Source organism: Blautia sp. Sow4_E7, assembly GCF_052116245.1.
In the GTDB taxonomy this organism is placed as follows: domain Bacteria; phylum Bacillota; class Clostridia; order Lachnospirales; family Lachnospiraceae; genus Blautia_A.
Window position 1 is genome coordinate 109101 of sequence record NZ_JBQKLL010000008.1, and the last position, 26526, is coordinate 135626.

General features: G+C 45.8%; 25 protein-coding genes, 3 tRNA genes and 1 rRNA gene. 1 reads left to right on the forward strand and 28 read right to left on the reverse strand.

Translation table 11 applies throughout. The features are described from left to right. Nucleotides 1-75 precede the first annotated feature (75 nt). The 12 genes from dnaB to ACTQ50_RS07280 form a co-directional block, all read right to left on the reverse strand. The gene (gene dnaB / locus ACTQ50_RS07225) at nt 76-1404 is read right to left on the reverse strand and encodes a replicative DNA helicase (protein ID WP_295278108.1); all 1329 of its coding nucleotides are present in this window, start codon (nt 1402-1404) and stop codon (nt 76-78) included. 36 nt (nt 1405-1440) lie between these two features. After that, a complete protein-coding gene (gene rplI / locus ACTQ50_RS07230; RefSeq protein WP_226819244.1) occupies nt 1441-1890 on the reverse strand; it encodes a 50S ribosomal protein L9 in 450 nt (149 codons plus the stop codon). Then, entirely contained in the window at nt 1887-3941 is a 2055-nt protein-coding gene (locus ACTQ50_RS07235; protein WP_441483617.1) for a DHH family phosphoesterase, read from the reverse strand. Before ACTQ50_RS07235 ends, rplI begins: the two co-directional genes overlap by 4 nt. A 196-nt stretch (nt 3942-4137) precedes the next feature. Beyond that, the gene (rpsR, locus tag ACTQ50_RS07240; RefSeq protein ID WP_118583682.1) at nt 4138-4404 is read right to left on the reverse strand and encodes a 30S ribosomal protein S18; all 267 of its coding nucleotides are present in this window, start codon (nt 4402-4404) and stop codon (nt 4138-4140) included. A gap of 42 nt (nt 4405-4446) precedes the next feature. After that, nucleotides 4447-4899 (reverse strand): single-stranded DNA-binding protein, encoded by a 453-nt coding sequence (locus ACTQ50_RS07245; RefSeq protein WP_441483618.1) that lies wholly within the window; start codon nt 4897-4899, stop codon nt 4447-4449. Nucleotides 4900-4973: 74 nt separating this feature from the next. Beyond that, the gene (rpsF, locus tag ACTQ50_RS07250; protein ID WP_117851485.1) at nt 4974-5261 is read right to left on the reverse strand and encodes a 30S ribosomal protein S6; all 288 of its coding nucleotides are present in this window, start codon (nt 5259-5261) and stop codon (nt 4974-4976) included. Between the two features lie 109 nt (nt 5262-5370). Next, complete coding sequence (locus tag ACTQ50_RS07255) at nt 5371-5565, reverse strand: DUF951 domain-containing protein (protein WP_173715669.1); 195 nt, start codon at nt 5563-5565, stop codon at nt 5371-5373. Between the two features lie 75 nt (nt 5566-5640). Continuing rightward, entirely contained in the window at nt 5641-6369 is a 729-nt protein-coding gene (locus ACTQ50_RS07260) for an NAD-dependent protein deacylase (RefSeq protein WP_441483619.1), read from the reverse strand. An 85-nt stretch (nt 6370-6454) separates the two neighbouring features. Further along, the gene (gene srtB / locus ACTQ50_RS07265; RefSeq protein ID WP_441483620.1) at nt 6455-7324 is read right to left on the reverse strand and encodes a class B sortase; all 870 of its coding nucleotides are present in this window, start codon (nt 7322-7324) and stop codon (nt 6455-6457) included. Between the two features lie 209 nt (nt 7325-7533). After that, a complete protein-coding gene (locus ACTQ50_RS07270; RefSeq protein ID WP_441483621.1) occupies nt 7534-9063 on the reverse strand; it encodes an AAA family ATPase in 1530 nt (509 codons plus the stop codon). After that, nucleotides 9064-10230 carry a vWA domain-containing protein gene (locus ACTQ50_RS07275; RefSeq protein ID WP_441483642.1) on the reverse strand — a complete coding sequence of 389 codons (1167 nt, stop codon included), beginning with the start codon at nt 10228-10230 and terminating at the stop codon, nt 9064-9066. Between the two features lie 157 nt (nt 10231-10387). Then, nucleotides 10388-10741, reverse strand: coding sequence for a hypothetical protein (locus tag ACTQ50_RS07280; protein ID WP_441483622.1), 354 nt, complete (start codon nt 10739-10741; stop codon nt 10388-10390). Between the two features lie 207 nt (nt 10742-10948). Here ACTQ50_RS07280 and ACTQ50_RS07285 point away from each other — a divergent pair, with 207 nt between their 5' ends. Continuing rightward, entirely contained in the window at nt 10949-12178 is a 1230-nt protein-coding gene (locus tag ACTQ50_RS07285) for a 6-phosphofructokinase (protein WP_441483623.1), read from the forward strand. A gap of 196 nt (nt 12179-12374) precedes the next feature. On the opposite strand, the gene ACTQ50_RS07290 is transcribed toward ACTQ50_RS07285, so the two are convergent. The 16 genes from ACTQ50_RS07290 to ACTQ50_RS07365 all read right to left on the reverse strand — a co-directional run. Beyond that, nucleotides 12375-13757, reverse strand: a complete 1383-nt coding sequence (locus ACTQ50_RS07290) for a uracil-xanthine permease family protein (RefSeq protein WP_441483624.1) — start codon at nt 13755-13757, stop codon at nt 12375-12377. Between the two features lie 250 nt (nt 13758-14007). Beyond that, complete coding sequence (locus ACTQ50_RS07295) at nt 14008-14418, reverse strand: ATP-binding protein (RefSeq protein ID WP_441483625.1); 411 nt, start codon at nt 14416-14418, stop codon at nt 14008-14010. Between the two features lie 285 nt (nt 14419-14703). Continuing rightward, nucleotides 14704-16521 carry a S8 family peptidase gene (locus ACTQ50_RS07300; protein ID WP_441483626.1) on the reverse strand — a complete coding sequence of 606 codons (1818 nt, stop codon included), beginning with the start codon at nt 16519-16521 and terminating at the stop codon, nt 14704-14706. A 120-nt stretch (nt 16522-16641) separates the two neighbouring features. Then, complete coding sequence (locus ACTQ50_RS07305; protein ID WP_441483627.1) at nt 16642-17409, reverse strand: prolipoprotein diacylglyceryl transferase; 768 nt, start codon at nt 17407-17409, stop codon at nt 16642-16644. Nucleotides 17410-17469: 60 nt separating this feature from the next. Beyond that, nucleotides 17470-18321, reverse strand: a complete 852-nt coding sequence (locus tag ACTQ50_RS07310; protein WP_441483628.1) for an arginase family protein — start codon at nt 18319-18321, stop codon at nt 17470-17472. Continuing rightward, nucleotides 18318-19175, reverse strand: coding sequence for a DUF308 domain-containing protein (locus ACTQ50_RS07315; RefSeq protein ID WP_441483629.1), 858 nt, complete (start codon nt 19173-19175; stop codon nt 18318-18320). Before ACTQ50_RS07315 ends, ACTQ50_RS07310 begins: the two co-directional genes overlap by 4 nt. A 24-nt stretch (nt 19176-19199) precedes the next feature. After that, nucleotides 19200-20540 (reverse strand): MATE family efflux transporter, encoded by a 1341-nt coding sequence (locus ACTQ50_RS07320; protein WP_441483630.1) that lies wholly within the window; start codon nt 20538-20540, stop codon nt 19200-19202. 228 nt (nt 20541-20768) lie between these two features. After that, nucleotides 20769-21200, reverse strand: a complete 432-nt coding sequence (gene sufU, locus ACTQ50_RS07325) for a Fe-S cluster assembly sulfur transfer protein SufU (RefSeq protein ID WP_441483631.1) — start codon at nt 21198-21200, stop codon at nt 20769-20771. Further along, nucleotides 21190-22401, reverse strand: a complete 1212-nt coding sequence (locus ACTQ50_RS07330; RefSeq protein WP_441483632.1) for an aminotransferase class V-fold PLP-dependent enzyme — start codon at nt 22399-22401, stop codon at nt 21190-21192. The genes sufU and ACTQ50_RS07330 overlap by 11 nt, the downstream gene beginning before the upstream one ends. After that, entirely contained in the window at nt 22398-23567 is a 1170-nt protein-coding gene (locus tag ACTQ50_RS07335; protein WP_441483633.1) for a SufB/SufD family protein, read from the reverse strand. The genes ACTQ50_RS07330 and ACTQ50_RS07335 overlap by 4 nt, the downstream gene beginning before the upstream one ends. A 23-nt stretch (nt 23568-23590) precedes the next feature. After that, the gene (gene sufB / locus ACTQ50_RS07340; RefSeq protein ID WP_441483634.1) at nt 23591-24997 is read right to left on the reverse strand and encodes a Fe-S cluster assembly protein SufB; all 1407 of its coding nucleotides are present in this window, start codon (nt 24995-24997) and stop codon (nt 23591-23593) included. A gap of 2 nt (nt 24998-24999) precedes the next feature. After that, a complete protein-coding gene (gene sufC / locus ACTQ50_RS07345) occupies nt 25000-25764 on the reverse strand; it encodes a Fe-S cluster assembly ATPase SufC (protein WP_441483635.1) in 765 nt (254 codons plus the stop codon). Between the two features lie 185 nt (nt 25765-25949). Further along, nucleotides 25950-26020: transfer RNA gene (locus ACTQ50_RS07350), tRNA-Cys, on the reverse strand. Nucleotides 26021-26048: 28 nt separating this feature from the next. Then, nucleotides 26049-26120: transfer RNA gene (locus ACTQ50_RS07355), tRNA-Glu, on the reverse strand. Nucleotides 26121-26151: 31 nt separating this feature from the next. After that, nucleotides 26152-26224: transfer RNA gene (locus ACTQ50_RS07360), tRNA-Asn, on the reverse strand. A gap of 88 nt (nt 26225-26312) precedes the next feature. Continuing rightward, nucleotides 26313-26526 (reverse strand): 23S ribosomal RNA (locus tag ACTQ50_RS07365); the annotation flags it as partial.

Consider the following 26526-nt stretch of genomic DNA (forward strand, 5'->3'; position numbering starts at 1 on the left):
TTTAAATGCAAGAAAAAAAGGTCGACATAACATGCCGGCCTTTTCCATGAAATGACTGAATTTCTCAGCATTTTCCTATTTTTTCATATTTACAAACTGTGTATACTGAGGCAGCCATACAAGTTCTACGGTACCAATAGGGCCGTTTCTCTGTTTGGCGATAATGATCTCAGCAATTCCCTTCTTCTCTGTATCCTTATGATAATAATCATCACGATAAATGAACATTACCATATCCGCATCCTGCTCAATAGCTCCTGACTCACGAAGGTCAGAAAGCATCGGTCTGTGATCCGGACGCTGCTCAACCGCTCGGCTAAGCTGGGAAAGAGCGATCACCGGAACGCTGATCTCACGGGCAAGTGCCTTTAAGGAACGGGAAATATCAGAAATCTCCTGCTGTCTGGAATCCGAATGTCCGCTTCCACTCATCAGCTGAAGATAGTCGATCATAATGATTCCCAGATTGTGCTCCAGCTTATATTTTCTGCACTTGGAACGAAGCTCAGAGATGGAAATACCAGGTGTATCATCAATGATCAGATTGGAACGGCCGATGATATCTGCGCCTTCAACCAGCTTGGTCCAGTCCTCATCCTTCAGATTACCGGTTCGCATATTCTGTGAGTCTACGTGGGATTCCATTGCAAGGAGACGGTTTACCAGCTGCTCCTTGGACATCTCCAGACTGAATATAGCGACGGTAACATCCTTGCGGAACGCCATATACTGGGCAATGTTCAGAACAAAAGCGGTTTTTCCCATGGAAGGACGTGCTGCGATCAGCACAAGATCTGAAGCATGCATTCCGGAAGTCTTGTAATCCAGATCCACAAAACCAGTAGGAATACCCGTTACAGTGCCCTTCATCTTGGAAGCCTTCTCAATATTATTGACTGCGTTTAAAACAACCTGCTGGATGGGCACAAACTCATCACTGGAACGGCGCTGAAGAACATTAAAAAGCTTCTTCTCCGCTTCCTCCAGGATCATCTGGGTGCCCTCTTTCTCCAGATAGCAGGCGTTCTCCACTTCCTCATTTACCTTGATCAGACGTCTTAGGACCGCCTTCTCGCTGACAATATTGGCATAATATTTTACATTTGCAGAGGTCGGAACTGCAGAGATCAGATCCCTCACATATTCCATACTGCTGATATCCGGCGGAAGCTCTTTCTCCTTCAGACGGTTCTGAAGAGTGATCAGATCCACCGGTTTTCCTTCATTGCACAATTCCACCATGGCATCAAAAATGATACCGTACTGGCTCTGATAGAAATCGTCGCTTGTAAGAATCTCTGACGCTACCAGAATCGCATCACGGTCCAGGATCATGGAACCGATCACGGACTGCTCCGCCTCAATACTGTGAGGAAGTATCCTCTTGATCAATGCTTCTTCCATTTAGTGACAAACATCCTCTCTTGTAGCTTACGATCTTCAGGCTTCCTCTTTTACCCATACTTTCAGGCTTCCGGTTACCTTTGGATGAAGCTTAACCGGTACATTTGTCACGCCAAGATTACGGATTGGATTTGGAAGGACCAGTTTTTTCTTCTCAATGTCAAGATTCAGCTGTTTTCTGGCAGCTTCAGAAATCTCCTTTGTGGAAACGGAACCGAATGTTCTTCCGCCTTCTCCTACTTTCAGGGTAAGGATCACTTCTTTATCCTCAAGATCCTTTGCAAAAGCTCTTGCAGCCTCTAAGTTCTCCTGGGCTACCTTCTCCTCATTTGCCTTCTGAAGCTTCAGATCATTTAAGTTCTTTGGAGTTGCCTCAAGTCCCAGCTTCTTTGGCAGGATCATGTTTCTTGCATATCCGTCGCTGACGTTTACGATTTCACCTTTTTTTCCAAGGGATTTTACATCTTCCAATAAAATTACTTTCATTCTTTGAATTCTCCTTCCTGGTATAACTGATCTATGATTTCTTTGATCATCTGCTCTGTCTCATCTTCTGTAGCCTTTACCTGGGTTCCGGCAATGTTCAGATGACCGCCGCCGCCCATTCTCTCCATCATAACCTGCACATTGACCTCATCAATGGCACGTGCACTTACATATACTTCATTGTTATATGGAGTCAGAACAAAAGAAGCCTTCACGCCTGCAATGTTCAGAAGCTCATTTGCCGCCTGCGCACCTACTACAGTAGGGCTCTCAAGGCCTTCACTCGGGCATCTTCCGATTGCAAAACAATTTCTGTAAATCTGGGCAGTGCGGACAACCTCCGCTCTCGCCTTATATGCATCAATGTTATCCCGAAGCATTTTGCGGACTCTTGTAATATCCGCACCATTTCTTCGAAGATAAGCAGCTGCCTCAAATGTACGCACACCAGAACGTGTGGTAAAGTTATTGGTATCGATCACCATACCTGCATACAGACAGTCTGCCTCCAGACTGCGAAGCCTGAGATCTTCAGCAAAATACTGAAGGATCTCTGCAACCATCTCACATGTAGAGGACGCATAGGGCTCTACATAAGAAAGAACTGCATTCTGGATGACCTCACTTCCTCTTCTGTGATGATCCAGAACCACAATGGTCCTTGTCAGATACAGAAGATCCTGGCACTCTGTGTAGCTTGGTTTATTGGTGTCTACGACAACCACAACGGTATTGTTGTCTACCAGCTCCTTGGCCTGGCTGCAATCCACGAACATAGACGGTTCATAATCCGGATTGTTGATATAGCCAGCCATCAGCGGACGGATGGAAGTGGTAGGATCATTCACCACAATGTGCACTGGCTTGCCAAGAGTTTTGCCAGCCCGGTAAATACCGATTGCAGCTCCAAGGGCATCTACGTCTGTGATCTTGTGTCCCATAACCACAACTCGGTCCTTGGTGCTCATAAACTCCTTCAATGCCTGCGCCTTTACTCTGGCTTTTACCCTGGTATTCTTCTCCATCTGCTGGGACTTTCCCCCAAAATAGGTGATGGAATCTCCATTCTTGATCACCACCTGGTCTCCGCCACGGCCGAGCGCCATCTCAATGGCGATACGGCAATATTCGTAATTCTGAAGATAATTGGCACCATTTAGTCCGATACCAATGCTTAAGGTAACTGCCATCTCGTTTCCGATATTGACTGTTTTCACCTCATCCAGAATGTGAAAACGCTGTTCTTTCAGAGCTTCAAGAGAACTCTGTCTCATGATCAGGAAATACTTGTCTCTCTCCAGCTTACGCACAAGTCCGTCGAAATTGGAGAAATATTTGGTGATCTTTCGGTCGATCAGGGCGATCAGAAGGGATCGTCTTACCTCTTCTACTCCTTCCAATGCCTCTTCATAGTTATCCAGATAAGCCAGTGCAACTACCAGCTTGTCATCTTCATTCTTCTGAATGTATTCCTGCAGCTCTGTCTCATCATAAAAAAACATTGCCACAAGGTTAATATCTGTATCCACATTTTCCAGAATACGTGCCTCGTTTACCACATCCTTCATGGTGATCAGCTGCATGGAAACCCGATAGATCCGGTCACCAAAGCTGGTGCTCATCTCTGCGATCTCCTGCTTCTCCGGAACGGGAAGCCTCTCAGATGTGATCTCCGGGAAAATTGTGCTGATGTGCTTGTTATAAAGCTGCTCTTTCCCAGTAAGCTCCGAAAATACTTTATTGGACCAGATCATTCTTCCGTTGGTATCCATAATGGCATATGGAAGAGCCAGATCATCCAGAAGACGCTTCTCAAGAGATTCATATTGATTGGCAAATGCGATCAGATCATTGAGGATCAACGGTCTGTGACAACGTGTGAGCAAAAGAGCTGCCACAACATAGACCACAATTCCCAATGTAGCCAGGATTCCTGCTTTCACACTTATCATAAAAATAAGGATATCCAGCCATACAAGAAGTATGGTCAGATACAGCGGCCACCTCATGAACTGCTTCATGGATCCCTTGAATTTCAGTTTTTTATTCATAAGTTTATCCTCACTTGCAAAACCTCAGACAGCACATTTATATAACCACAGGCCCCAAATCCGCCTTTTCGTTATAGTATAACAGATTTCTGAGGAATTTTCCATAGAAGATTAGATGTTACTGCTCACTTCGTTCACAGCAACCCATTAGATAGAAAAACCGCCACCCATGCGGATGACGGTTTGCACTTTCAAATTAGTCCTGGATGTATGGCATCATAGCAAGATGACGTGCTCTCTTAACAGCAACAGTCAGAGCTCTCTGATGTTTTGCACAGTTTCCTGTGATTCTTCTAGGAAGGATTTTTCCTCTCTCAGAAACATATTTTCTTAATTTTGCTACATCCTTGTAATCGATTTCGTTATTCTCTTTACCACAGAATACGCAAACTTTTTTTCTTCTGCGGCCGCCTCTTCTCTTCATTGGAGAATCTGGTCTTTCGCTTCTATTATTGTAAGCCATGTTGGTTTTCCTCCTGTTTTATTCAGTCTTTAGAGCCAGGCTCTAGTTAAATGGCAGTTCTTCGTCAATGCCATCTGGAATGTTCATAAAGCCCTCTGCAGCGGTTCCCGGGTTCGGCATGGATGCCTCCGGAGCACTTGTACGTGGATGGGAAGCAGCGTAACTGTCGCTGGAAGCCTTGCTCTCAGCAAACTCCTGATCCTCTACCACAACCTCTGTAGTGTAAACTTTCTGTCCATCGCGGTTGGTATAGCTTCCGGTCTGAATACGGCCTGAAACGGCGATCTTCAGTCCCTGGCGGAAATACTTCTCAGCAAACTCCGCTGTACGTCCGAAAGAAACACACTGAATGAAATCAGCACTTGCCTCTCCGTCACGACGGAATCTTCTGTCTACCGCTAATGTGTATCTGGCAATTGCCAGTGCATTCTCTCCTGCGGAATATCTTACCTCAGGATCTCTGGTTAAGCGTCCCATTAAAATTACTTTGTTCATTCTTCTTACCTCTCTTAATATGCTAAGTGAACGGGCTCTTAATGGTGCTTTCTAAATCCGATTATGCAAAAAGATTATGCGTCTTTTCTGACAACTAAGTATCTTAATACGTTGTCCATGATACGTACATGTCTTTCTACTTCTGCCGGACACTGTGCGTCTGCCTCAAACTGAATAAAGTAGTAGAAGCCTTCATGCATTTTCTGAATCTCGTAAGCTAATTTCTTCTTACCCCATTCTTCAACGTCTGTGATAACGCCGTTGTAACGAGTGATGTATCCTTTAGCTTTCTCAACTACTGCATCACGTACTTCGTCTTCAACTTTTGCGCTAACAACTAATGCTAACTCGTACTTGTTCATGCTTGTCTTACCTCCTTATGGTCTGTTGGCCCTTTGCCTGTCAAAGAGCAAGGATATTTTATATATCACGATTTTTGATTCTAACATACTTTTTGTGGGCTGTAAAGCATTATTTTTCCTTTTTTTGAAGATTTTTTGTATTTTTCTCCACCATTTTACGCGGCACCATGATCTGGTGTCCGCAGCCCATGCATTTCAGGCGGAAATCTGCGCCTACCCTTAAGATTTCCCACTCTTTGCTCCCGCAGGGATGACCTTTCTTTAATGTAACAATATCTCCAACTTCATAAACAACCGCTGCCATATATCTATAAACTCCTTATTTCTGCTTTGACACGGACAGGTAAGCCATTACAGCTTACCTGCCCGTATGCTCTGCTTATTTTCTTACTTTTATCTGGGAAAACACCTGTCCAATAGGTTCCTTGATCAGAAGATCCGCATACCGGTCTCTTGGTGTCGGGGACTTGTTGATCACCACCAGATGATCCCCGGAAAAATAGTCGATCAGTCCTGCTGCCGGATAAACAGCCAGGGAAGTTCCCCCTATAATAAGTACCTGTGCCTGGGAAATCGCCCGTACCGCCCCACTGATGGTATCATTATCAAGCCCTTCCTCATAAAGAACCACATCCGGCTTGATCGTTCCGCCGCAGGAACATTTTGGTACCCCTTTTGCTGCCTTCATGTATTTGAAATCATAAGATTTCCCGCATTTCATACAGTAATTGCGGTATACACTTCCATGAAGCTCCAGAACATTTTTGCTGCCGGCCATCTGGTGCAGATTGTCAATATTCTGGGTAATGACTGCCTTTAATTTTCCTGCTTTTTCCAGCTCTGCCAGCTTCAAGTGGGCTGCATTGGGCTCTGCCGTGTCGCACAGCATCTTATCCTGGTAAAAACGGTAGAACTCTTCCGGATGGCGCAAGAAAAAGGTGTGGCTTAAGATAGTCTCCGGCGGATAATCATACTTCTGGTTATAAAGCCCGTCCTGGCTTCGAAAATCCGGGATCCCGCTCTCAGTCGAAACTCCTGCTCCTCCGAAAAATACAATATTATCGTACTGGTCGATCAGTTCCTGAAGTCTTTCCACTTCTTTACTCATATCCAATCCTCCAATCTCCCGCTTCTCATAAGAATTCCCCATATGTTCTCAGCTCTTGGTTTTTATACCTGATGTCAGCTACGGATCAGTTTCCGCTTGTCTGTGCCGTCTGCTCTGCACTGTCAGACTTCTTCACGACATCAATAGTGTCCACTCTTTTTCCCTGTACTACATAACGTGTAGACTCATTGCCTGTACAGGTGGAAAGTGTAACGATCTTATCCTCTACTCCCAGCTCACCTGGTGTGGTCTTGACATCAGAATAGGAAACGATCTTATTCATATAGTCCACAAATTCCTGTCCAGGGCCCTTAAACAGCGTATAGGTATCGCTGTTTACGGCTGTGGTATAGGCAGAAATGATTTCATACCGGTAAGTCTTCTCCGGGGTAAAGATCCAGAAATATTTGCTCTTATTATAAGCAGAATCATCTTTGCTGAAATTCTTCAGCTGGCCAAACATGGTGCCATTCTTCATATTATGTCCATACACCAGTGTGTTGCAGTCGCTGAAATCCGCTTTATTTTCATAATCAATGAAAATGGTTCCGGCGAAATTGTAATTCTTCTCATATGTCATATGAAGATACTGCTCATTGTCCGTTCCCTTAACCACCGGATAGCTCACACCGTCCAGTGCCTCCACATAGATCCAGCCGATCACATCTGTGTTAATGCTTCGAAGGGAGTCAAAATCAATGTCAAGAGGCGCCTTCAGAGTCGGCCCCTCAGGTCCTGCCGCCTCACTGTTTTCGCTGTCCTTATCCGGATCACGCTCTGTCACTGCCATCTGTGCAATGGCATTGTATTCGTCAGAGCCTTTTTTATACTCTGTATAAATATGGTAAAGATTGTATGCTGCGTAACAGAATATACAGATTGCAGCGATCAGCACAACTGTCAGCAGAACATCTCCTGCTTTTTTCTTCTTTTTGGGTTTCTTGTTTTCGCTCATACAGACCTCCTTTATGTAGCAGCTACTGTTCACACCCTGACCAGCAACATGCTTCGCGGTGTAACGGAAACATTTATAAAACCATTACATCTTACTTATTATAATAGGTACTGGATTTTCACGCAACTGTCATTTCTTATTATAACTCACTCCGTATTTTCTGTGGTAATTTCCACATTCAGACTTTCTCGACGTCCATCAAAAGTACCTTAATTCTCATCTTCCAAAATCGCCCTGCACTCTTTTTGCAGTTCTTTTTCCTGCTTCTGGTAAAGCAGCAGGTCACAATTCTGGAAATAATGCGTACAGCCATAGCTGGATATAAAGGTACCTGCCTGGTCATCTGCCGTCAGCTCTGTCTCAAACAGTAAAAGCTCCTGGCCTTTTCCAAAACAGGTTTCCATAAAAATAAACGCATTTTCCAACATTTTTTTCGTCTTTTCCAGCAGCTCCCTTCTTTCGGCACAGACCTTTGCAAACATGACACAGATCCGGTCATATCCATCTATGGTATCCCGGATATGCCACTCCTTTAAGGTCTGAAAATACCCTTCCAGGATCCGGATCTGTTCTTCTTCCAACATGCCTTCACCAAAGGTCAGAAGTTCCGAATCCAGCTTTGCCTTAAGCGCCTTTCTTCTGGAAAAAATAAATTCTCCCATTCCATCTATGCTGTCTTTTCCCTGGAGAAAAGCCTTTAACTGTCTCAAGTTCTCATGAAGAGTTTCTGTCTTTTTATCCCACTTTTCAAAGACCGTGATCTGATTTTCCACCACCTCCAGAAGCAGTTCCGTAACGGTAAAACGTTCTTCAAAGGATGCTGCCTTTGCCATATTGCAGCTAAGCTCATACTGTTTCCTTGACGCAGTTTCCTCAAGAATTTCCGGAAGATGATAATCCGTTTTGTACTTCTCATACAACTGATAATAAGAAGCAAAGTCCCTGGCGATCTCTTCTTTCTGGAGAAATTCTTCCACCAGTTCTTCGCTGATCTCCACCTGAAGCTCCTCATAGCTTTTCAGGATTTCCGAGAGATCTTCCCAGCCTCTGGCGGTGACAAAAAACTTTCCGTCCACTGTATTTTCCACCACATAAAAGTTTTCTTTTTTCATGGAAAGATAGGATAAAATTGCCCCGTGTATACTTCTCTTCCGGGCATATTCCAGCCACACATCAGGCTCTGCCTGTATGGAAATCTTCCGCACACGATCCAGTGTAACGATATCAAATTCCCGGACAGATTTGTTGTACGCAGGCGGATTTCCAGCAGCCACAATGATCCAGCCCTTCGGCACTTTATGGGTTCCAAAGGTTTTATTCTGCAAAAATTGCAGCATGGCCGGTGCAAGTGTCTCTGACACACAGTTGATCTCATCAATAAAAAGGATTCCCTCTTTCTTACCTGTCCGCTCCATACAGTCATATACTGAAGCAATAATTTCACTCATGGTGTATTCTGTTATATCCACCTGGATTCCATCATAATCCCGGGAGACGATCTTCGGCAGCCCAACTGCACTCTGTCTGGTATGGTGGGTAATGGTATAAGCTACAAGTCCTACCTTGCACTCCTGGGCAATCTGCTCCATAACAGCTGTTTTGCCGATTCCTGGCGGACCGATAAGAAGGATCGGGCGCTGCCGCACCAGGGGATAGGTATAATTTCCATTTTCATCCTTCTTCAGATATGCCGCAAGCGTATGGATAATCTCATTTTTTGCTTCTTTTATGTTCATCATTTACGTCCTTTCCCCGATTACCAGCTTATAAGCCCAGTCTGGCACAAATTGCATGCTTTCCGTCTTTTTCACAAATACAAAGGCGGTCTCGTAATCCGGCTTCTCCCTGGGATAAATCCCGTCTCCATCTGTGAAATAGATAAGTGCTTTCAGATTCCGCAGCTCCCTCTTCTCCTTTTCCTTCCGGATCAATTCAAAAACAGGCCTGAAATCTGTGCCGCCACGCCCCTGTATGGTGATCTGCTGCATACAGGACTTCCATTCTTCTTCCGAATGGGCAATCTGGTACCACTGAATACAACAGTCACATTGTACGATATACACCTTCATCTTTTTAAAAAAGTTCTCCCTGGAGCTGAGGATCTGGTAGGTTTCTCCAAGAAATCTCTGCACCAGCTCCTTGGAGCAGGAGCCTGAAGTGTCAATAGCGATCACCAGCTCCTCCAGCCGGTTCACTTCCTTATATTCCAACGGCTCTATAAGCGGCAGATTTCCATACTGCTCCATTCCCAGATTATAAAAAATATAGTCAAAACGCTCCTCATCCAACAGGATTTCTTCCCTTGGAAAAGCAAACTTTCTGAGAAATTTCCGGTAGTCATATCTGCTCTTATAGAGTTCTTCCAGTTCCTCTTCCCGGCTTCCGGCCGTCGCCCCGATCCGATGCTTCTGACGCTCTTTTCCAAGGGTTGTATAAGTAAGGATTCTCTCCCATTTGCTTCTTTTTTCCTCTCTTTTTCCTGGATTTTTGTCCCACAAGCCATGGTCATCGAAGGAAAAAAGCTGCTCCATTTCTTCTGTTTCAAAAGGGATTTCACCTTCCAAAAGGCTCTGATAGATGACCTCTGCGGAAGGAATTTTCCCTCTGAAAGACTGCAGGATCTGCTTTCTTTTTCTCTGTTTTTCTTCTGAAAATCCCCATAGATCATGGGGAAGATTCTCCTCTGCCAGAAGCTCCACAGCTAGGTCACATGCCAGATTCCAGATGAGTTTTTCCTTCTTTTCCCCATAAAAGGGATGAAGATAGAGACAGTGAAACAGCATGTGAAGGTACCCTCTTTTCAGTCTTTCCGGTTCTTTTACCCAGGTGTTGATCAGAAACAGGGGATCCGCTTTTATGCATTCTCCGTCGGTTCCAATGGACGAAATCCCATTCTGTACTCTCATTTCATCCACGGATGCACTCCCTTCCACTTGGACATTAAGTGCCGCTGCCCCCTGGAAAAAGAAGGGAAAACGTGCACATATTTCATTCCTGCAGGTGTACAGGATTTTCATTCCGAGATCCTTATAAGACTTGTTTTTTTCCTTTATGGTTTCGCTATTATAGTTCAAATGTTTTGTCCTTATATCCGTATTTAGAATCCTTCAATTTCATCAGCCACACCAGGCTCTCCAGTCTGTGCTCTTTCCTTGCGATGGCAAGAAACTGATCCAGTTCTGCTGCCCCGAACCAGCCCTGTTCCTCAAGCAGTTCCATTTTTCCCACATTTTCCTCCCGGATCAGTGCTTCCATAGCCGGGCGGATCCGGCGCTTCAGGTATTGTCCATAGGCGCTTTTTTCTGTTTCTTTTCCATCTTCCTCTGAAAAAAATCCTTCCAGGGCACAGGCCAGTCTGATCCGTTCCTGTCCGGTGGTTTGAAATTTCTGGTACAAAATGTTCGGTTCTTTTTCCATTTCTAATCCTTATAAACGCTGTTCCCGACAGTTTCTCCGCATTTTTCTGCCGCATTAAGCATCACATATTGCTTTCTTTTCAGCAGTTTCCCTGCCTTTTATTATAATCCATCCTGTCTTTTCCCACAATCGTATTTTTCGGATTTGCCACAGACCTCCTCCCCTGTTATAATAGGATTATTAAGAACAACAGGAGGTTTCACCAAAATGGCAAAAAAGAATCTGATCGTCGGACAATCCGGCGGACCTACTGCAGTCATCAACAGCAGCCTTTACGGGGTGGTATCTGAGGGAATCAGACAGGAAGAGATCGGACATGTTTACGGCATGGTAAACGGAATCGAAGGATTCCATGCTGGCACTGTTCTGGATTTTGAGGATGCACTGCCAGGAGAAAAGCTGGAATATCTCACTTACACCCCAGGTGCTTACCTTGGCTCCTGCCGCTATAAGCTCCCGGAATCCTTGGAGGACCCGGTATATCCGGTGCTTTTCCGCAAATTTGAGGAGATGAATATTGGATGGTTCTTCTACGTCGGTGGCAATGACTCCATGGATACAGTAAGCAAGCTTTCCCGCTATGCAGCGAAGATTGGCAGTGATATCCGCATTATCGGCGAGCCGAAGACCATTGACAATGACCTTGTCCACACCGATCACACTCCAGGATTCGGAAGTGCTGCCAGATATGTAGCCTCCACCGTCCGTGAAATCACCCTGGACGCCAATGTTTATGAGAAAAAATCTGTAACCATCGTAGAGATCATGGGCCGCCACGCCGGATGGCTGACTGCAGCTGGTGCCCTGGCCCGCAAATATAAAGGGGATAACCCGCTTCTTATTTATCTTCCGGAGACAGCCTTTGATACCGAAGAATTTTTGAAAAAGGTGGACGCAAGCTTCCAGAAAAACTGCAATGTTGTGGTCTGCGTTTCCGAAGGAATCCATGATGAGAAAGGAACTTTCATCTGTGAGTACGACAATTCGGTTGGCACAGATACCTTTGGCCACAAAATGCTGGCAGGCTGCGGCAAATATCTGGAGAACCTGGTGCGAAGCCGCCTTGGCGTAAAGGCCCGCTCTATTGAGCTGAATGTCAGCCAGCGCTGCAGTGCTTCCATGCTCTCTGACACCGACCGCCAGGAAGCCATCACAGCCGGTATTTTCGGCGTTCAGGCAGCTCTGAAAGGCGAGACTGGAAAGATGGTATCTTTCATCCGCCAGGAGACTTCTGAGGGCGTTTACCAGATGAAATGTGGCCTGGAGGACGTAAACGAAATCTGTAATGAAGAGAAAACCGTTCCTCTCTCCTGGATCTGCCAGGACGGTTCTGACGTAACCGAGGATTTCATCCGTTATGCACGTCCGCTGATCCAGGGACAGGTAGAACTGCCTATGGGCGAGGACGGACTTCCAGTTTGCGTATATAGAAAATAAATAATGTGCCCAGTGGTTTTGGCATGAACTTTAGCTCGCCCGTTGCATAAAAGTAAAAGAGTTCCTTTCTCTGCAATATCTTTTATCTTCTAATCGAAGATACCGGATATTACAGTACAAAGGAACTCTTATCTTTTTCTTTATTCAATTTTCACGAACAATCAACTCAAACGCATAATTCCTGTAAACTCTTTCTCTACTCATTCCCGAACATCTTATGATCCTCTTCCAGCTTCTCCTGAATCTCACTTTCATGGATCTTCTCTTCCTTCATCTCATCCCTTGACCTCGGCAGGATCAGGTTCAGACAGACTGCAATAAGAGTTGCCAGCACAACTGGAGATTTTCCGAAAATGGTGGTTACCCATGCAGGAAGTGTGGCAAGTGCTGCATTCGCCTGGGAAACACCCACGCCCAGGGCTGCTGCCAGACCTACAATAGAGGAATTCCGGTAATCCATCTCCGCAGAAGCTACCAGCTTCATACCTGTCATGGCAATGGAGGCAAATACGGAAACTGTCGCACCGCCCAGCACGCACTGGGGAATGGTAGTAAGAAGTGCGGAAAATTTCGGCACAAATCCTGCAATTCCAAGGAAAGCAGCTGCCAGCCCCAGAACCCAGCGGTTGATAACCTTCGTAGTGGTGACAATACCAACGTTCTGGCTGTATGTAGCAGTGGGAAGTCCTCCAAACAGTGCTCCCACAATGTTGGTAATTCCGTAAGCCACAATACCGCCCTGAAGCTCGGAATCCTTAGGCGTCCGGTTCATGGCACCAATGGTAGTGGCAGAATAATCACCAATGGCCTGAATGGAGTTGATAGCAAAAAGAAGTCCAATTGCCACACAGGCAGAAATCTCAAAATGCACTCCAAAATGCAGCGGCTGCGGTACCTGGAACACACTTGCCTTCCCCACGCTGGAAAGATCCACCATGCCAAAAGGAATGGATACGATATAACCAGCCAGCATACCGATCAAAATGGAGGAAAGCTTCCAGATTCCCTTGCCAAAATGGTTCAGCGCTGTTACCACTGCCAAAGTGAAAAATGCCACCAGCCAGTTCTGCCAGGAACCATAGTCCGGATTAGAGGTTCCGCCAGCCATGTAGTTGATCGCAGTTGGATACAGGGAAAGTCCAATGGTAAATACTATCGTTCCTGTGATCAGAGACGGGAAAAATACCCGGATCTTTTTCACCATAATTCCCATGATGATCGCCACAACACCACCTACGATCTGGGCTCCCAGAATGGTGTCGATCCCGTACCCATCCGCAATGGCCTGCATACTTGGCACATATGCGAAGCTGACACCCATAATGACCGGAAGTCCGGAACCGATCTTGTACTTCTTCCCAATAGGGAAAAGCTGGATCAAAGTAGACAGCGCAGCAACTACCAGAGCTGCTTGAATAAGAATGACCTGATCCTTATTCTCAAGACCTGCTGCACCTGCCACAATAATGGCAGGGGTGACACATCCCACGATCATTGCAACCACATGCTGCAACGCAAGAGGAAGAGCTTCCTGTATCCGCGGGATACCATCTGTTTCAAAAATACTGCCTCTCTTCATATTATTTTCCTGCTTTCTTTTGTTTTATATAGTATACCAAATCAGGTATGCAAAAACAATTAGATAAGCTAAAAAACTTTGGCTGTAAGATTCACAAAAAATCCGCCCGTTTTTTGTGGATATTTATTTTTATGGATATATCTGCGGATATTTACCAAATTCAGTAAAGCATCCATTCCTCATCCGGCAGCTTTCCAATCACAACCGGTACTTTCACCTGTGCTGCCGTTACCTTTTTCTTCTCTTTCACTTAAATAAGTTTCTTTTTTAAAGTTAAAATATTCTGTCTCTCTGCGTATTCGTAAGAAACCTCATCCATAGTCTTCTTCACCAGAAAAATTCCAAGTCCGCCGATTTCCCTTTCTTCAATGTCCAATGTAATGTCCGGATCTTTATTTTCCAATGGATTGTAGGGAACACCCTGGTCTATGAAGGTCAGCGTAACTGTCCGCGAATCCTGCTCCATTTCAATCTGTATTGTAGCGTCTCCGCAGCCATCCCCATAAGCATAATAGGCGATATTTCCAAATATCTCATCTATGGCCACGTCCAACTGCATCTGTATCTTTAACGGACAGCCATGTTCTTCCAGAATAGTGTTTACAAATTCCGTGACTTTATCTACATTCTGTATCTTTGCTTCTACTGTAATACTTTTCAACTCCCCCGCTCCTCTCATATATTGTCTTCCTGTTCACGCCCTTTAGCAAAACCTCTTTTGCGCAGCATGGAAAAGTCCTTCAATTTCAGCTCGCTGCATATGTAAGAAAGAATCCTGCAACGCAGGATTCTCCATGGTACAGCGTCATACACATCGAATTACTCATATATAGTTCTGCTTATAAAACCATTATACGGAAAACTAATTTTTTGTGTCAAGTTTCTCACCAAACTTTTCGTCCAATCGTGAAAAATAGCCTAAAAAACCGGGAATATGACTTTTTTCCTACGTCAGCAATTCAAATGTATGATACAGATCCATCCGCCCAAATCCCCAATCCCGATTGGGGTAAGTAAGCCTGTCTTCTCGCTTCGCGCCTCGTGTAATATAGTTTTTTACACTGGAGCCTGTAAAATAGGGCTGGTTGCCTCGTACGACGGCCCATTCAAATAAAAGTGCGGCGGCACCGGCGGTCTGGGCGGCGGAAAGGCTGGTTCCGGAGGCACGACCGTAGAGTCCGTTTAGCTGCGGCACACGGATCTGGACGCCTGGGGCCGCCACCTGGGGAACCACATTTCCATCTGGCATAAAGCCCCGGCTTGCCTGGACATACAGGCTGTTGTCCCGGTACTGATAGGCAGTCACTGTAATACTCTCCAGGGAATCCCCAGGCGCAGTCACCGTATTGTAAGGCGACGGCTCCAGCAAATAGGTTTCTTCCGAAATCAGCCCCTGTACCGGAAGCCACATGTGAAAATCCACATTCTGCCCATCCCGGCCCTGCACAAAAATCCGCCAGATACCAGCTGCAGGCTGAATAAACCGAAAATATACCAATGTATATCCCGTCTGCCGTTCAATGGAGACATAATTCACTTCCACCTTGGTCTCCACAAAAACAAAAGACAATTCCTGTGTCACATCCCCCAGCGACGCGCTGATATCCAGAATTTCCCCTGTTGGCGACTGCAAAGACAGGTTATAAATTTCCGGAGGTTCGCCCCAGAATTCCATGGTAAATCCAGGCTCCTTATTTCCCACCCGAAGCTCTGCTGACGCCTGATTTTCCCGGTCAGTAAGCCGTCCTGCATAATGGTGCCTTGCCGCGCCCTCATTTCCCGCCGCAATAGACGCCGAGATCAAGGAAAACTGGGATGCATAATCCACATAAATGCTCAACGGATTTTTCCCAATATGCGCTCCCTGGCTGCTGCCAATCCCAAGACATACCGAAAGGGGCAGTTTCCTGTCATTTGCTGTGCGCACTGCGAAATCCATCCCCATCATAATATCATTTTCCTGAAAAAGCTCCGCCTCAGAAGGGAAAAGATAAAATTCCCGGAGATATTTTTTCGCCTGCTTCACTTTCACCACGATCAGCATAGCTTCCGGCGCTGCCCCGGAAAAGTTTTCTTCTGGAAAATAATTTCCAGCTGCCACAGCCGCCATTCTGGTTCCATGTCCGTTGGTATCTGTAGAAGGAACAATTTCCAGGGGATTTTCAGAAGCCAGCGCCCGGTCAATGTCATTTTTCCAGAACACTCTGCCATATGGCACCTCAGTCCCATCTCCCTCCAGAGTCTGATCCCAGATACAAAGGATCCGGCTGCCCATCTCGTTCTGAAAAAGAGGATTTCGGTAATCAATCCCGGAATCCACAATGGCAATTGCCGTTCCCTGCCCCTTCAGCTGCAGATAGGGATGCTCCTGAAGCCTTGTAATTCCAGAGGCACTAAGACTTCCAAGATCCATATGGGTGTAACATTTTGGAATAAAGCTGTAGGAATAGGTATTGATGTTCAACGCACCGATTTCGGTCAATGGCGCATAGACAACCCCATAAATTGCATTGATCTTCTGAAAAATAAGGCCTGGGACATCGCCCAGGTCTTCCTGAAAATCACCCATATATTTTACAATAAAGTCGGCATACATTTCATTCTGCGCCGGCGGCACCGCGGCCTGCACGCTTAGCTGGTCCTTATTTCCAGACTTATCCTCTTCGTCTGCCAGCGCCTCCTTCTTCGGTTCTGGTGCTTCCCTTTCCAGCCAATGATCTGTGTCCATCAGCTTTTCACGAAACTCAGACCTTTCCATTTTCATAGCTGCCCCCTAAAGTTTTTCACTTAAGAGTATGCCTTTTTTCGCATTTTATGCTTTCGATTTTTAGGATTATCAGAAAGCCAGCACAGAAATCTGTATTCTTATAATTCTATCGTTTTATTATAGCCCTTTTTTCTCATCTCTTCCTGAAAAAACCACCAGCAACACAATCCCTGCCACAAAAGTAAACAGCGAAATAAACTGTGACGTAGAAAGCACTCCCACGCTTCCCCTCGCCAGATCTCCCCGGAAAAACTCCAGCACAAATCTTCCGGCACTGTAAAAGATCAAATATGCTGCCGCAGTCTCCCCATCCCGCTTCTGCCTTTTCAGGATCAGAAGCAGCAGTCCATAATGAATAAAATCCAGTATACTGGAATAGATCTGCGTAGGGATCAATGCCACTCCATTAGGCGCAAATGTAGAGGTGTGAAACGTAATGGAAAGGGCGCTCTCTGTCTCTTTTCCATAGCAGCATCCTGCCAGCAGACACCCAATCCGTCCAAAGCCCTGTGCAAGTGCCACAGAAGGCATCAGCGTGTCAAAAAACTTCAAAAAGTCCAGTTTCTCCACTTTACAGTACACATAAGCTGTGAGAATTCCACCTATAATTCCGCCAAATACCACAAATCCATCGGTCAGAGTATCTCCCAGAAATCCCGGATTCTCCACAATGCTCTTCCATTCTGTGATCCAGTACAGGATCTTCGCCCCCAGGAAGCCTCCAACCACGCACCATACTACCAGGTAAAAAACATGTTCATAGGGGAGCTTTTGCTTCTTCGCCCTGTTTTCCCCGGTAAAATACGCCGCCAGGATCCCGATGGCGATCATCAGGCCATAGCCATATATGGTAAAGGGACCAATCTTTAGAAGTTCATTTTTCATAATCTTTTATTCCTCCAGTCGTGAAATACCCTCACGCTCTGCTGCCAGTGAGCACGTCATCTAAACAGCGCTCCCATCCAGTCTTTTTAAACACTTTTTCCAGAACTTCAAAAGTTCTCCATTTGCATGATCATTCCTGCTATTTTCCATACTTTCGTCCGGATCACATTCGCCGCAGATATCCACTTGCAGGATTCTGCCGCCTTTCTCAGAAAAATGATTTTCCAGACAGGCCAGGCTTTCCAGCATTTCCTCCAAAGTCATATCCCCCTGACTCCAGGTAGTCGCTGCTGCTTCCGGACAAAGCACATCCTTGTCAATTGAAATATACAGAGGAAAATCCGTAGGAAGTTCCTGAAGCAGCGTGCTTAACACGCCCAATGTATTCACAGAACCACTTTCCGTTCTACCGCCTCTATCTTGGCTTTTCCTATTCAGGCCTTGAGCCCTGTCCTCCGCCAGTTTCTCCCTGGACAAAAAATGCACCCGGTTTTTAAACTGTTCTTCCACCTGTCCATAGGCTTCCTCATCTGGTCCCACCAGCCAGACCTCACGGAGATTCTCTACCTCCTCCAAGGCACTGGCGATCCAGCCTCCGCAGGACAAAAGCCCTCCAAAAGCAGGCAGCTGCATATCCGTATGGTTATCAAAAACCAGCAGATGAAAAGGCTCCGCCGCTCTTTCTGCCCCGATTCGGCTCATATAATGATAATTACCCGAATCAATGAAATAAATTCCAGAAGCCGGATATTTCTCCAATCTGTCCAGAATCTGTCCCTGGGCTTCCCCGTCACAGTAGCAGTTGGTCCCGGAAATGTCCCTAAAATCCACCCAGGAAACCTGCTCTTCCCGATAAAAATCTTCCTCCTGGTAAATCCCGGAAAAATCTAAGATTATGATATCTGGTTTCAATCCTTCCACTCCTCCAGAACTTCTTCCTGTGATTCTTCGCTGACGGGATCAGCACTCTCATTTGTTTCCGGCTCATTCTGACTCTCAGATGCAGTTTCATTCGCAGCAACATCTGAATCTTCTCTCTCAGAAGCACTTCCATCCACTGTTTCTGCTGCACTTTCAAAGCTTTCCTCAGCAGCTGTTTTTTCTGCGCCAAATCGCGCCTCCGCATTTCCATGATTCTGCTCATATGCAGCAGAATCCATCTCTGTGCTCTTCTCTGTCTGAGATTTCTTTTCTTTTTTCTTCTCGTTATCTCCGTCAGTCTCAATTTCCTTCTTAAGCCCATGCTTCAACAGGAAATAAAAAATAATATCCAGCACACCATTTGCCACAAAAATACATCCGGAAACCTGTACCGCCATCTTGATCTCGCTAAACGGATTTACCAGGATCAGCACTCCCAGCCCTATAAAGATCAGGCTCTCCACCAGAAATGCTTTCCACACACCCTGTTTCCGCTTCATCAGCTTCAGGCTGCCTCTTAACATCCAGATGCTGTCCACCAGAATAAAGGCTCCCAACATCAACGTAAGAAGTTTCACAACTACAGTTGGATTCATAAACAAGAAAATTCCGATCACCAGCACGATCACACCGGAAAAAAGATCCAGTATAGTAGAATTGTCTTTTTCCAGCACAAAGATCACAATATGATAAACTCCTGCCCCGATCAGAACCAGTCCAAACACCACCTTGCAGAGCACATTCACTGTCTCCACAGGCATCAGTGCCAGGCAAAGTCCAAAAAGGATGTAAAAAATAGCTGTAGGCACCTGTCCGCTGAAAATCTTTTTCTTCTTTTCTTCCATAAAAAAATCCTCCTGTTCTTGTTTTTACCCAATTTTCGTATTCTTATATACATGAACAAAATATATAATTTCCACAAATGCCGTAATTCCCCAGGAGAAAATATACAGCAGATACAAAGACGGAATGGTCTTGAAATATGCGAAAACCGTATTTACCCAGATCATTCGGAACACACAGGATCCCATGATCACAATGATAGTTGGCACAATACTTTTCCCCAGAGCGCGGGAAGCAGCAATGGTACTATCCATAAATGCAGAAAATCCATAGCAGTATCCCATAATGGTCAGTCGCTTCATACCGGCCTCCACCACGGCCGGATCGTTGGTAAAAAATCCCAGAAACTGTTTTCCGAAAATAACCAGACTGATACCTCCGACCAGTCCAATTCCAAAAGAATACACCAGACTGATCAGATAGCTGTTCCGCACCCGGTCTCTTTTGCCAGCACCGTAGTTCTGTCCCATAAAGCTTCCGCAGGCCGTATAAAAAGCAGCCATGGAATCATATAAAAGAGCATCTGCATTGGCCGCTGCAGAATTGCCTGCCACCATTGTAGCGTCAAAGGTATTGACACCAGCCTGAATAAACAGATTGGCAAGCTGGAAAATCCCATTCTGAAGCCCCGCCGGAAGACCAATCTGGATAATATTCTTCGCCATTCTCTTATCAAACTTCAGTTCCGACAGACGAAGGGCATAATCCCCGCCCATTTTCGCCAGCGCCCGCAAGATCAGAAACGCAGATATGTACTGGGAAATAATACTTGCTGTGGCAACACCTGCCACATCCATCTTACAGACAATTACAAAAAACAGGTTCAAAACCACATTTACCACGCCAGCAGCTGCCAGATAATACAGCGGCTTCTTCGTGTCTCCAAAAGCGCTGCAAACCGCATTACCAAAGTTGTAAAGAGCCAGCGCCGGCATTCCCAGAAAATAAATCCGGATATAAAGAACAGCTCCATTAAGAAGCTCTTCCTTGGTATTCATCACCTCCAGGATCCATTTGGAAAAAATCATTCCAAATGCCAGCACGATCAGCCCTGCTGCCAGACTTACCAGCAGCGCCGTATGTATAGTCTGAACTGTACTTCTCTTATCCTTCGCTCCAAAGAATCTTGCTACCAGAACATTGATACCGCCAGCCATACCGATCAGGATCCCGGTAAAAAGAGTTACCAGCGTGGTGGTAGATCCCACTGCTCCCAGGGATAAGGATCCCGCGAACTGCCCGATCACCGCAATATCCGCCATATTAAACAACACCTGCAAAAGATTGGTCAGCACAAGAGGAATACTAAAAAACAGCATTTTCCCCCAGATAGACCCAGTTGTCAGGTCCTGTCTGTTCTCCTTCATTCTACTATTTCTCCTTCATCAACCCCAAAATTATTTCTGGCAATTTCGTCTGCTTCTAACTTCTCCCAGATTCACTCACCAGATTTTTCAGCGCAAAAAAGAGGCCCCGTGGACCTCTCTTCGCCATCGTTATATGGATTATAACACTGCCCTTCTCTTTTGTCATTGCCTTTTGCAAAAACTTTTCCGCCTTGCTTCCGGCTATCTGATCACGCCCTTAGGCTTCTGTTACTCGTCTTTTTTCTCTAAAAGCTCTTCCATCGTATGCCACCCCAGAACCGCACATTTCACCCTGGCCGGCATCTTGGAAATATCTGCAAGGGACATGGCTTCCTCAAGAGGTTCCAGTTCCTCTCCTGTGGCCTCTCCTTTGATCATTCTGGAAAAAAGGTCTGCCAGTGCCAGCGCCTCTTCCTTTGTTTTTCCAATGATCAGCTCCAGCATCATATCCACAGAAGCCTGGGAAATGGCACATCCGCTGCCCACAAAAGCCCCGTCCACAATGACACCATTTTCTTCCTTCAGTTCCAGGATAATGTCATCTCCGCAGCTTGGATTTACGCCCTCCAGCACCAGATTGGCACCTTCCAGCTTTCTCTTATGCGCCGGATGCAGATTGTGGTCCGTTAGGATCTCATTATAAAAAGTATTATTCATCATAGCCCATCAGCCTCCTGATTTTTTTCACCTGCTCTGTGAGCCGCAGCACATCCTCTTCTGTATTATAAAAAGAAATGCTTGCCCTTGTGGTAACCATTACGCTAAGATGTGCCAGAAGAGGCTGTGCGCAGTGATGTCCCGCACGCACATCCACATGGGCTCCATCCAGAATCGACGCAATGTCGTGAGGATGCACCCCGTCTATGGTAAAATTCAGGATTCCGTTGTGCTCTTCCGGTTTCTCACTTCCGATCACATGAACATGGGGGATCTTTTTCAGTTCCTCCATTGCAAGAGCAGTCAGGGCATTTTCCTTCTCCTCGATTGCTGCAAAACCAATGGAATTCAGATAATCAATGGCTGCCTTTAAGCCCCAGGCACCGCCGCCGTTTACAGTTCCAGCCTCAAATTTATGGGGCAGCTCCGCAAAAACAGCGCCTTCCCTGGTAACGCTCTCGATCATTTCCCCTCCCGTGAGAAATGGAGGCATGGCATCCAGCAGCCCTTCTTTTCCATAAAGAACCCCGATCCCCATTGGCGCCATCAGCTTATGCCCGGAAAAAGCAAGGAAATCCACATCCATAGCCTGTACATCAATGGGAATGTGAGGTGCACTTTGCGCTGCATCCACAAGCACCACTCCTCCTACACCATGAACCTTCTCTATGATCTTTTCCACCGGATTCACACGGCCGATCACATTGGAAACATGGGTGATGGCTGCCAGCTTTGTCTTCTCTGTAATCGCATTTTCAATGGCTTCCTCTGTAAAATGCCCGTCCATCTCGCATTCCAGGAATTTCAGGCTAGCTCCCGTCTGTCTTGCCACCATCTGCCAGGGAAGCAGATTGCTGTGATGGGAATCGATCCCCACCAGAAGCTCATCTCCTGCTTTCAGATTATTTAAGCCATAGCTGTACGCCACCAGGTTGATACTCTCTGTGGTATTTCTGGTAAAAATGATCTCACAGGATTTCTTTGCATGGAGAAAATCCCGCACCGTGTCCCTTGCTTCCTCATACCGGTCTGTAGCCTCCATACCAAGCTCATACAGTCCTCTTAAAGGATTGGCGTTATATTTTTCGTAGAAGTCTTTTTCCGCCTCCAGGACCGCCAGAGGGCGCTGTGCAGTGGCTGCATTGTCAAGATAAGCCACCTGGCTGTCCTTCAGAAGAGGAAAATCCTTTTTGTAATCTGTCATGAACGTTCCTCCAGATATTTCAATGTTTTCTCCCGTACAGAAGGCTCCATGATCTGGTTTGCTACTGCGTCCAGACGGGCGCGTGCGATCATCTTTTGAGCTGCCTCCTTGGTAAAGCCGCGGGACATCAGATATAATAAAGTCTTTTCATCCAGCTCGCCGATGGAAGCGCCATGATTTCCTTCCACATCCTCTTCTGCGCAAAGGATCAGCGGAATGGTCTGGTTCACCACGTCATCCCCAAGAAGAAGCACGTCCTCTTTCTCATTTCCCACAGAGCCCGGGCAGCCCTTAATAAAATCAATGGTTCCACGGAAAAGCTTAAAGGCCTCCCCGCTTAAAACACCGCTGCTTTCCATCAGACTCTCTGTCTTTTTGCCATTATGACGGGCTACGTAGTTCATATCCAGACGCTGCTTTTCTTCGCCCAGATAACCGATGTGCGCTTTAAAGGAGCTGGTATCTCCTTTCAGATCCATATAGGCTCCGGAATAGACCTCTTTTCCTCCAAGCTCCATTTTTACCAGATCTACGGCTGCGTTTTTCTCAAGAACACCGCCTATATCGGAAAATACCTGCAGATTTTTTCCAACAGTCTGTACAACAGACAGATCCAGATGGGCATTCTCCTCAGCGTATATCTTCATTTGAAGAAAGAAAGGCTCTGTCTGGTTCTCCTTTGTGGTGCAGTAAACAGCCAGATTCATACGGCTGTTCTTTTTTATTCTAAGAAAATATCTTCCATAGTGTCCATCAGAGGTCAGGTTTAATATTGCAAAATTTTTCGTTGATCCTGCTGTCTGGTCTTTTTTATTTTCTGTGCAGCATATGCTTTCCGTCTGTTCTACATTGGAAATAACTTCCACAGGAAAATGCATTCCCAGTTTATCCATGTCACTTCCAAGAGCCGTCTCGATACTGTCAAAAAGCGTTTTCTCACTCTCGTCAGCCTGATGGATCTCAAGCCCATCGCTTAAATTGATCCCAGCGTGCTTGCCCACCTTCTCTTCATAAGTTTTGGCAACTGGAACTTCCACGTTCTTTACAACTGCTTCGTTCATTTTCAGACGGTTCCAGGTTCTGGTGGGAAGCCTGTTGATGGTTATATTTCGTACGCTGCTGTCAGCTGAAACTATATTTTCCGATTCTTTTATCTGCAAACTCATATGTTTAACCTCCCTTCCTTGTCTTAACCAATGCTGCCCTTCATTTCAAGGCGAATCAGGTTATTCATCTCTACTGCATATTCCAGAGGTAATTCCTTCGATACGTTATCTGCAAAACCACTTACGATCATAGCCCTTGCATCCTCCTCGGAAATTCCCCTGGACATCAGATAAAATACTGCGTCATCACTGATCTTTCCAATCTTTGCCTCATGTCCCACATTGGCATCCTTAGTGCGGATATCCATTGCAGGAATGGTGTCGGAACGGGAAATATCATCCAGCATCAGGGACTGACAGGATACGGCAGCCTTGCTGTGCTTTGCATTTTTTCCAATGGTTACAGAGCTTCTGAAGGTACTGATTCCGCCGTCTTTGGAAATAGAACGGGTGTTGATATAAGAGGAGGTATTTTCTCCTGTGTGTACCACCTTCGCACCTGTATCCAGGTTCTGTCCTTTTCCTGCAAAAGTAATTCCAGTGAATTCCATGCGGGAATCTTTTCCCTTCAAAATGGTCATAGGATAAAGGTAAGAGGTGTGGGAACCGAAAGATCCGGAAACCCATTCCATAACACCGCCTTCCTCCACAATGGCACGTTTGGTGTTCAGGTTGTACATGTTCTTGGACCAGTTCTCGATTGTGGAATAACGAAGTCTGGCATTTTTCCCTACAAAAAGCTCTACGCAGCCTGCATGAAGGTTTGCCACATTGTATTTCGGAGCGGAACAGCCTTCAATAAAGTGAAGGTCTGCTCCCTCATCCACAATGATCAGGGTATGCTCAAACTGGCCTGCTCCTGGAGCATTGAGACGGAAATAGGACTGCAGGGGAATCTCCACGGAAACGCCCGGCGGTACATATACGAAGGAACCACCTGACCAGACAGCACCGTGAAGCGCGGCAAATTTATGGTCATTTGGCTTTACCAGCTTCATAAAGTGGGTACGGATCATTTCCGCATATTCTCCATGCATGGCACTTTCCAGATCTGTATACACAACGCCCTGGGCTGCTACTTCTGCCTTCACATTGTGGTAAACCAGCTCAGAATCATACTGGGCACCCACACCAGCCAGGGATTTTCGCTCTGCCTGCGGGATTCCAAGCCGTTCAAAGGTATCTTTGATATCGTCCGGAACTTCGGACCATTTTGCACTCATCTTCGTATTGGGACGGACATAAGTGACGATCTGATCCATATTCAACTCATCAATGGGCGGTCCCCAGTTTGGAATTTCCATGGAATTATAAATCTGCAGGGACTGAAGCCGGAAAAGCTGCATCCAGGCTGGATCATTTTTTTCTTTTGAAATCTGCTCCACAATAGCAGGAGTCAGACCTTCCTTGACCTTATAAGCGTCCTTTTCCTCATTTCGGAAATCGTACATGCTCCGGTCTATATCTTCTACATATGTCTTTTCTTTCACAGTTATTTCACCTCTTCCGGGGTTTCTGATACAAAGCTTTCGTATCCTTCTTCGTTGATCCGGTCAACAAGGGAACCGTCTCCCGTGGCCACAATATGTCCATTCACCATAACATGGGTGTAATCTACATGAAGAGATTCCAGGATCCTTGTGCTGTGGGTAATGATCAGAAGTGCACCATCACGGTCTTTCTGGTATTCTTCTACACCCTTTGATACCAGCCGTACAGCATCCACATCCAGTCCGGAGTCTGTTTCGTCCAAAATGGCAAGATTTGGTTTCAGCATCATTAACTGAAGGATTTCCGCTTTCTTTTTCTCTCCGCCAGAAAAGCCTACGTTTAAGCTTCTTTCTGCATAGGACGGATCCATATCCAGGAATTTCAAGTTCTTTTCCAGTTCCTTCTTAAAATCCCACAGCTTGATATAGCCGCCTTTTTTCTGCTGGATCGCATTGCGGATAAAAGCGGATAAAGTAAGTCCCGGCACTTCAAGGGGCTCCTGGAAGGACAGGAACATACCATCTTTGGAACGCTTGTCAGCAGTTTCCTGGGTGATGTCTTTTCCTTTAAAATTAATGGTTCCACTTGTAATCTCATATTTTGGATTTCCCATAAGGACATAACCCAAAGTGGATTTACCCGCTCCGTTTGGTCCCATTAAAACATGGGTTTCTCCTTTATTGATCTGTAAATTTATGTCGTGGAGAATCTCTTTTTCCTCCACTCTCGCATTCAGCTGATTTATATTAAGGATTGATTGTGACATTTTTCTCCTCCTTTAATTCATAGTAAACCAATGGGTTTTATTTGTTTGCTATTATAAATCCGCTTTTTCAAATATGCAAGAGGTATTGTGAAAAAAATATTCAGGGAATTGGTTGTTGATACTTTTTCTCAACAGATCTGTTTTTAGACATGAAAAAAGCTCTTGATTTACTCAAGAGCTTCAAGAGGTGCCACCCAGATTTGAACTGGGGATAGAGGTGTTGCAGACCTTTGCCTTACCACTTGGCTATGGCACCATATTATTTAGTTATTCGCCGAAGCGAATGACTCCAAGGGGATTTGAACCCCTGTTACCGCCGTGAAAGGGCGGTGTCTTAACCGCTTGACCATGGAGCCGTATCAAATCGGGCTTCATGCTCCGATTAAACTCCCCCTGTTGGACTCGAACCAACGACACTTCGGTTAACAGCCGAATGCTCTACCGACTGAGCTAAGGAGGAATAAAAGGTATTTTGTACCTTCAAAACTACATACATGTTACATCCTTGTCGGAAATTTGTCAAGAATCAATTTTAAACCTTGCGATTATTGGTCAAGCCCTCACCCTATTAGTAACAGTCAGCTCCATGCATTACTGCACTTCCACCTCTGCCCTATCTACCTCGTCGTCTTCAAGGGGGTTTACTTCTTTCGAATGGGACATCTCATCTTGAGGGGGGCTTCACGCTTAGATGCCTTCAGCGTTTATCCCTTCCGGACTTGGCTACCCGGCCGTAGACTTGGCAGTCTAACCGGTACACCA

Coding starts and splice junctions, on each gene's coding strand:
- dnaB (WP_295278108.1), bottom strand. CDS start 1,404: ATGGAAGAAGCATTGATCAAGAGGATACTTCCTCACAGTATTGAGGCG.
- rplI (WP_226819244.1), bottom strand. CDS start 1,890: ATGAAAGTAATTTTATTGGAAGATGTAAAATCCCTTGGAAAAAAAGGT.
- ACTQ50_RS07235 (WP_441483617.1), bottom strand. CDS start 3,941: ATGAATAAAAAACTGAAATTCAAGGGATCCATGAAGCAGTTCATGAGG.
- rpsR (WP_118583682.1), bottom strand. CDS start 4,404: ATGGCTTACAATAATAGAAGCGAAAGACCAGATTCTCCAATGAAGAGA.
- ACTQ50_RS07245 (WP_441483618.1), bottom strand. CDS start 4,899: ATGAACAAAGTAATTTTAATGGGACGCTTAACCAGAGATCCTGAGGTA.
- rpsF (WP_117851485.1), bottom strand. CDS start 5,261: ATGAACAAGTACGAGTTAGCATTAGTTGTTAGCGCAAAAGTTGAAGAC.
- ACTQ50_RS07255 (WP_173715669.1), bottom strand. CDS start 5,565: ATGGCAGCGGTTGTTTATGAAGTTGGAGATATTGTTACATTAAAGAAA.
- ACTQ50_RS07260 (WP_441483619.1), bottom strand. CDS start 6,369: ATGAGTAAAGAAGTGGAAAGACTTCAGGAACTGATCGACCAGTACGAT.
- srtB (WP_441483620.1), bottom strand. CDS start 7,324: ATGAGCGAAAACAAGAAACCCAAAAAGAAGAAAAAAGCAGGAGATGTT.
- ACTQ50_RS07270 (WP_441483621.1), bottom strand. CDS start 9,063: ATGATGAACATAAAAGAAGCAAAAAATGAGATTATCCATACGCTTGCG.
- ACTQ50_RS07275 (WP_441483642.1), bottom strand. CDS start 10,230: ATGAGAGTACAGAATGGGATTTCGTCCATTGGAACCGACGGAGAATGC.
- ACTQ50_RS07280 (WP_441483622.1), bottom strand. CDS start 10,741: ATGGAAAAAGAACCGAACATTTTGTACCAGAAATTTCAAACCACCGGA.
- ACTQ50_RS07285 (WP_441483623.1), top strand. CDS start 10,949: ATGGCAAAAAAGAATCTGATCGTCGGACAATCCGGCGGACCTACTGCA.
- ACTQ50_RS07290 (WP_441483624.1), bottom strand. CDS start 13,757: ATGAAGAGAGGCAGTATTTTTGAAACAGATGGTATCCCGCGGATACAG.
- ACTQ50_RS07300 (WP_441483626.1), bottom strand. CDS start 16,521: ATGAAAATGGAAAGGTCTGAGTTTCGTGAAAAGCTGATGGACACAGAT.
- ACTQ50_RS07305 (WP_441483627.1), bottom strand. CDS start 17,409: ATGAAAAATGAACTTCTAAAGATTGGTCCCTTTACCATATATGGCTAT.
- ACTQ50_RS07315 (WP_441483629.1), bottom strand. CDS start 19,175: ATGGAAGAAAAGAAGAAAAAGATTTTCAGCGGACAGGTGCCTACAGCT.
- ACTQ50_RS07320 (WP_441483630.1), bottom strand. CDS start 20,540: ATGAAGGAGAACAGACAGGACCTGACAACTGGGTCTATCTGGGGGAAA.
- sufU (WP_441483631.1), bottom strand. CDS start 21,200: ATGATGAATAATACTTTTTATAATGAGATCCTAACGGACCACAATCTG.
- ACTQ50_RS07330 (WP_441483632.1), bottom strand. CDS start 22,401: ATGACAGATTACAAAAAGGATTTTCCTCTTCTGAAGGACAGCCAGGTG.
- ACTQ50_RS07335 (WP_441483633.1), bottom strand. CDS start 23,567: ATGAGTTTGCAGATAAAAGAATCGGAAAATATAGTTTCAGCTGACAGC.
- sufC (WP_441483635.1), bottom strand. CDS start 25,764: ATGTCACAATCAATCCTTAATATAAATCAGCTGAATGCGAGAGTGGAG.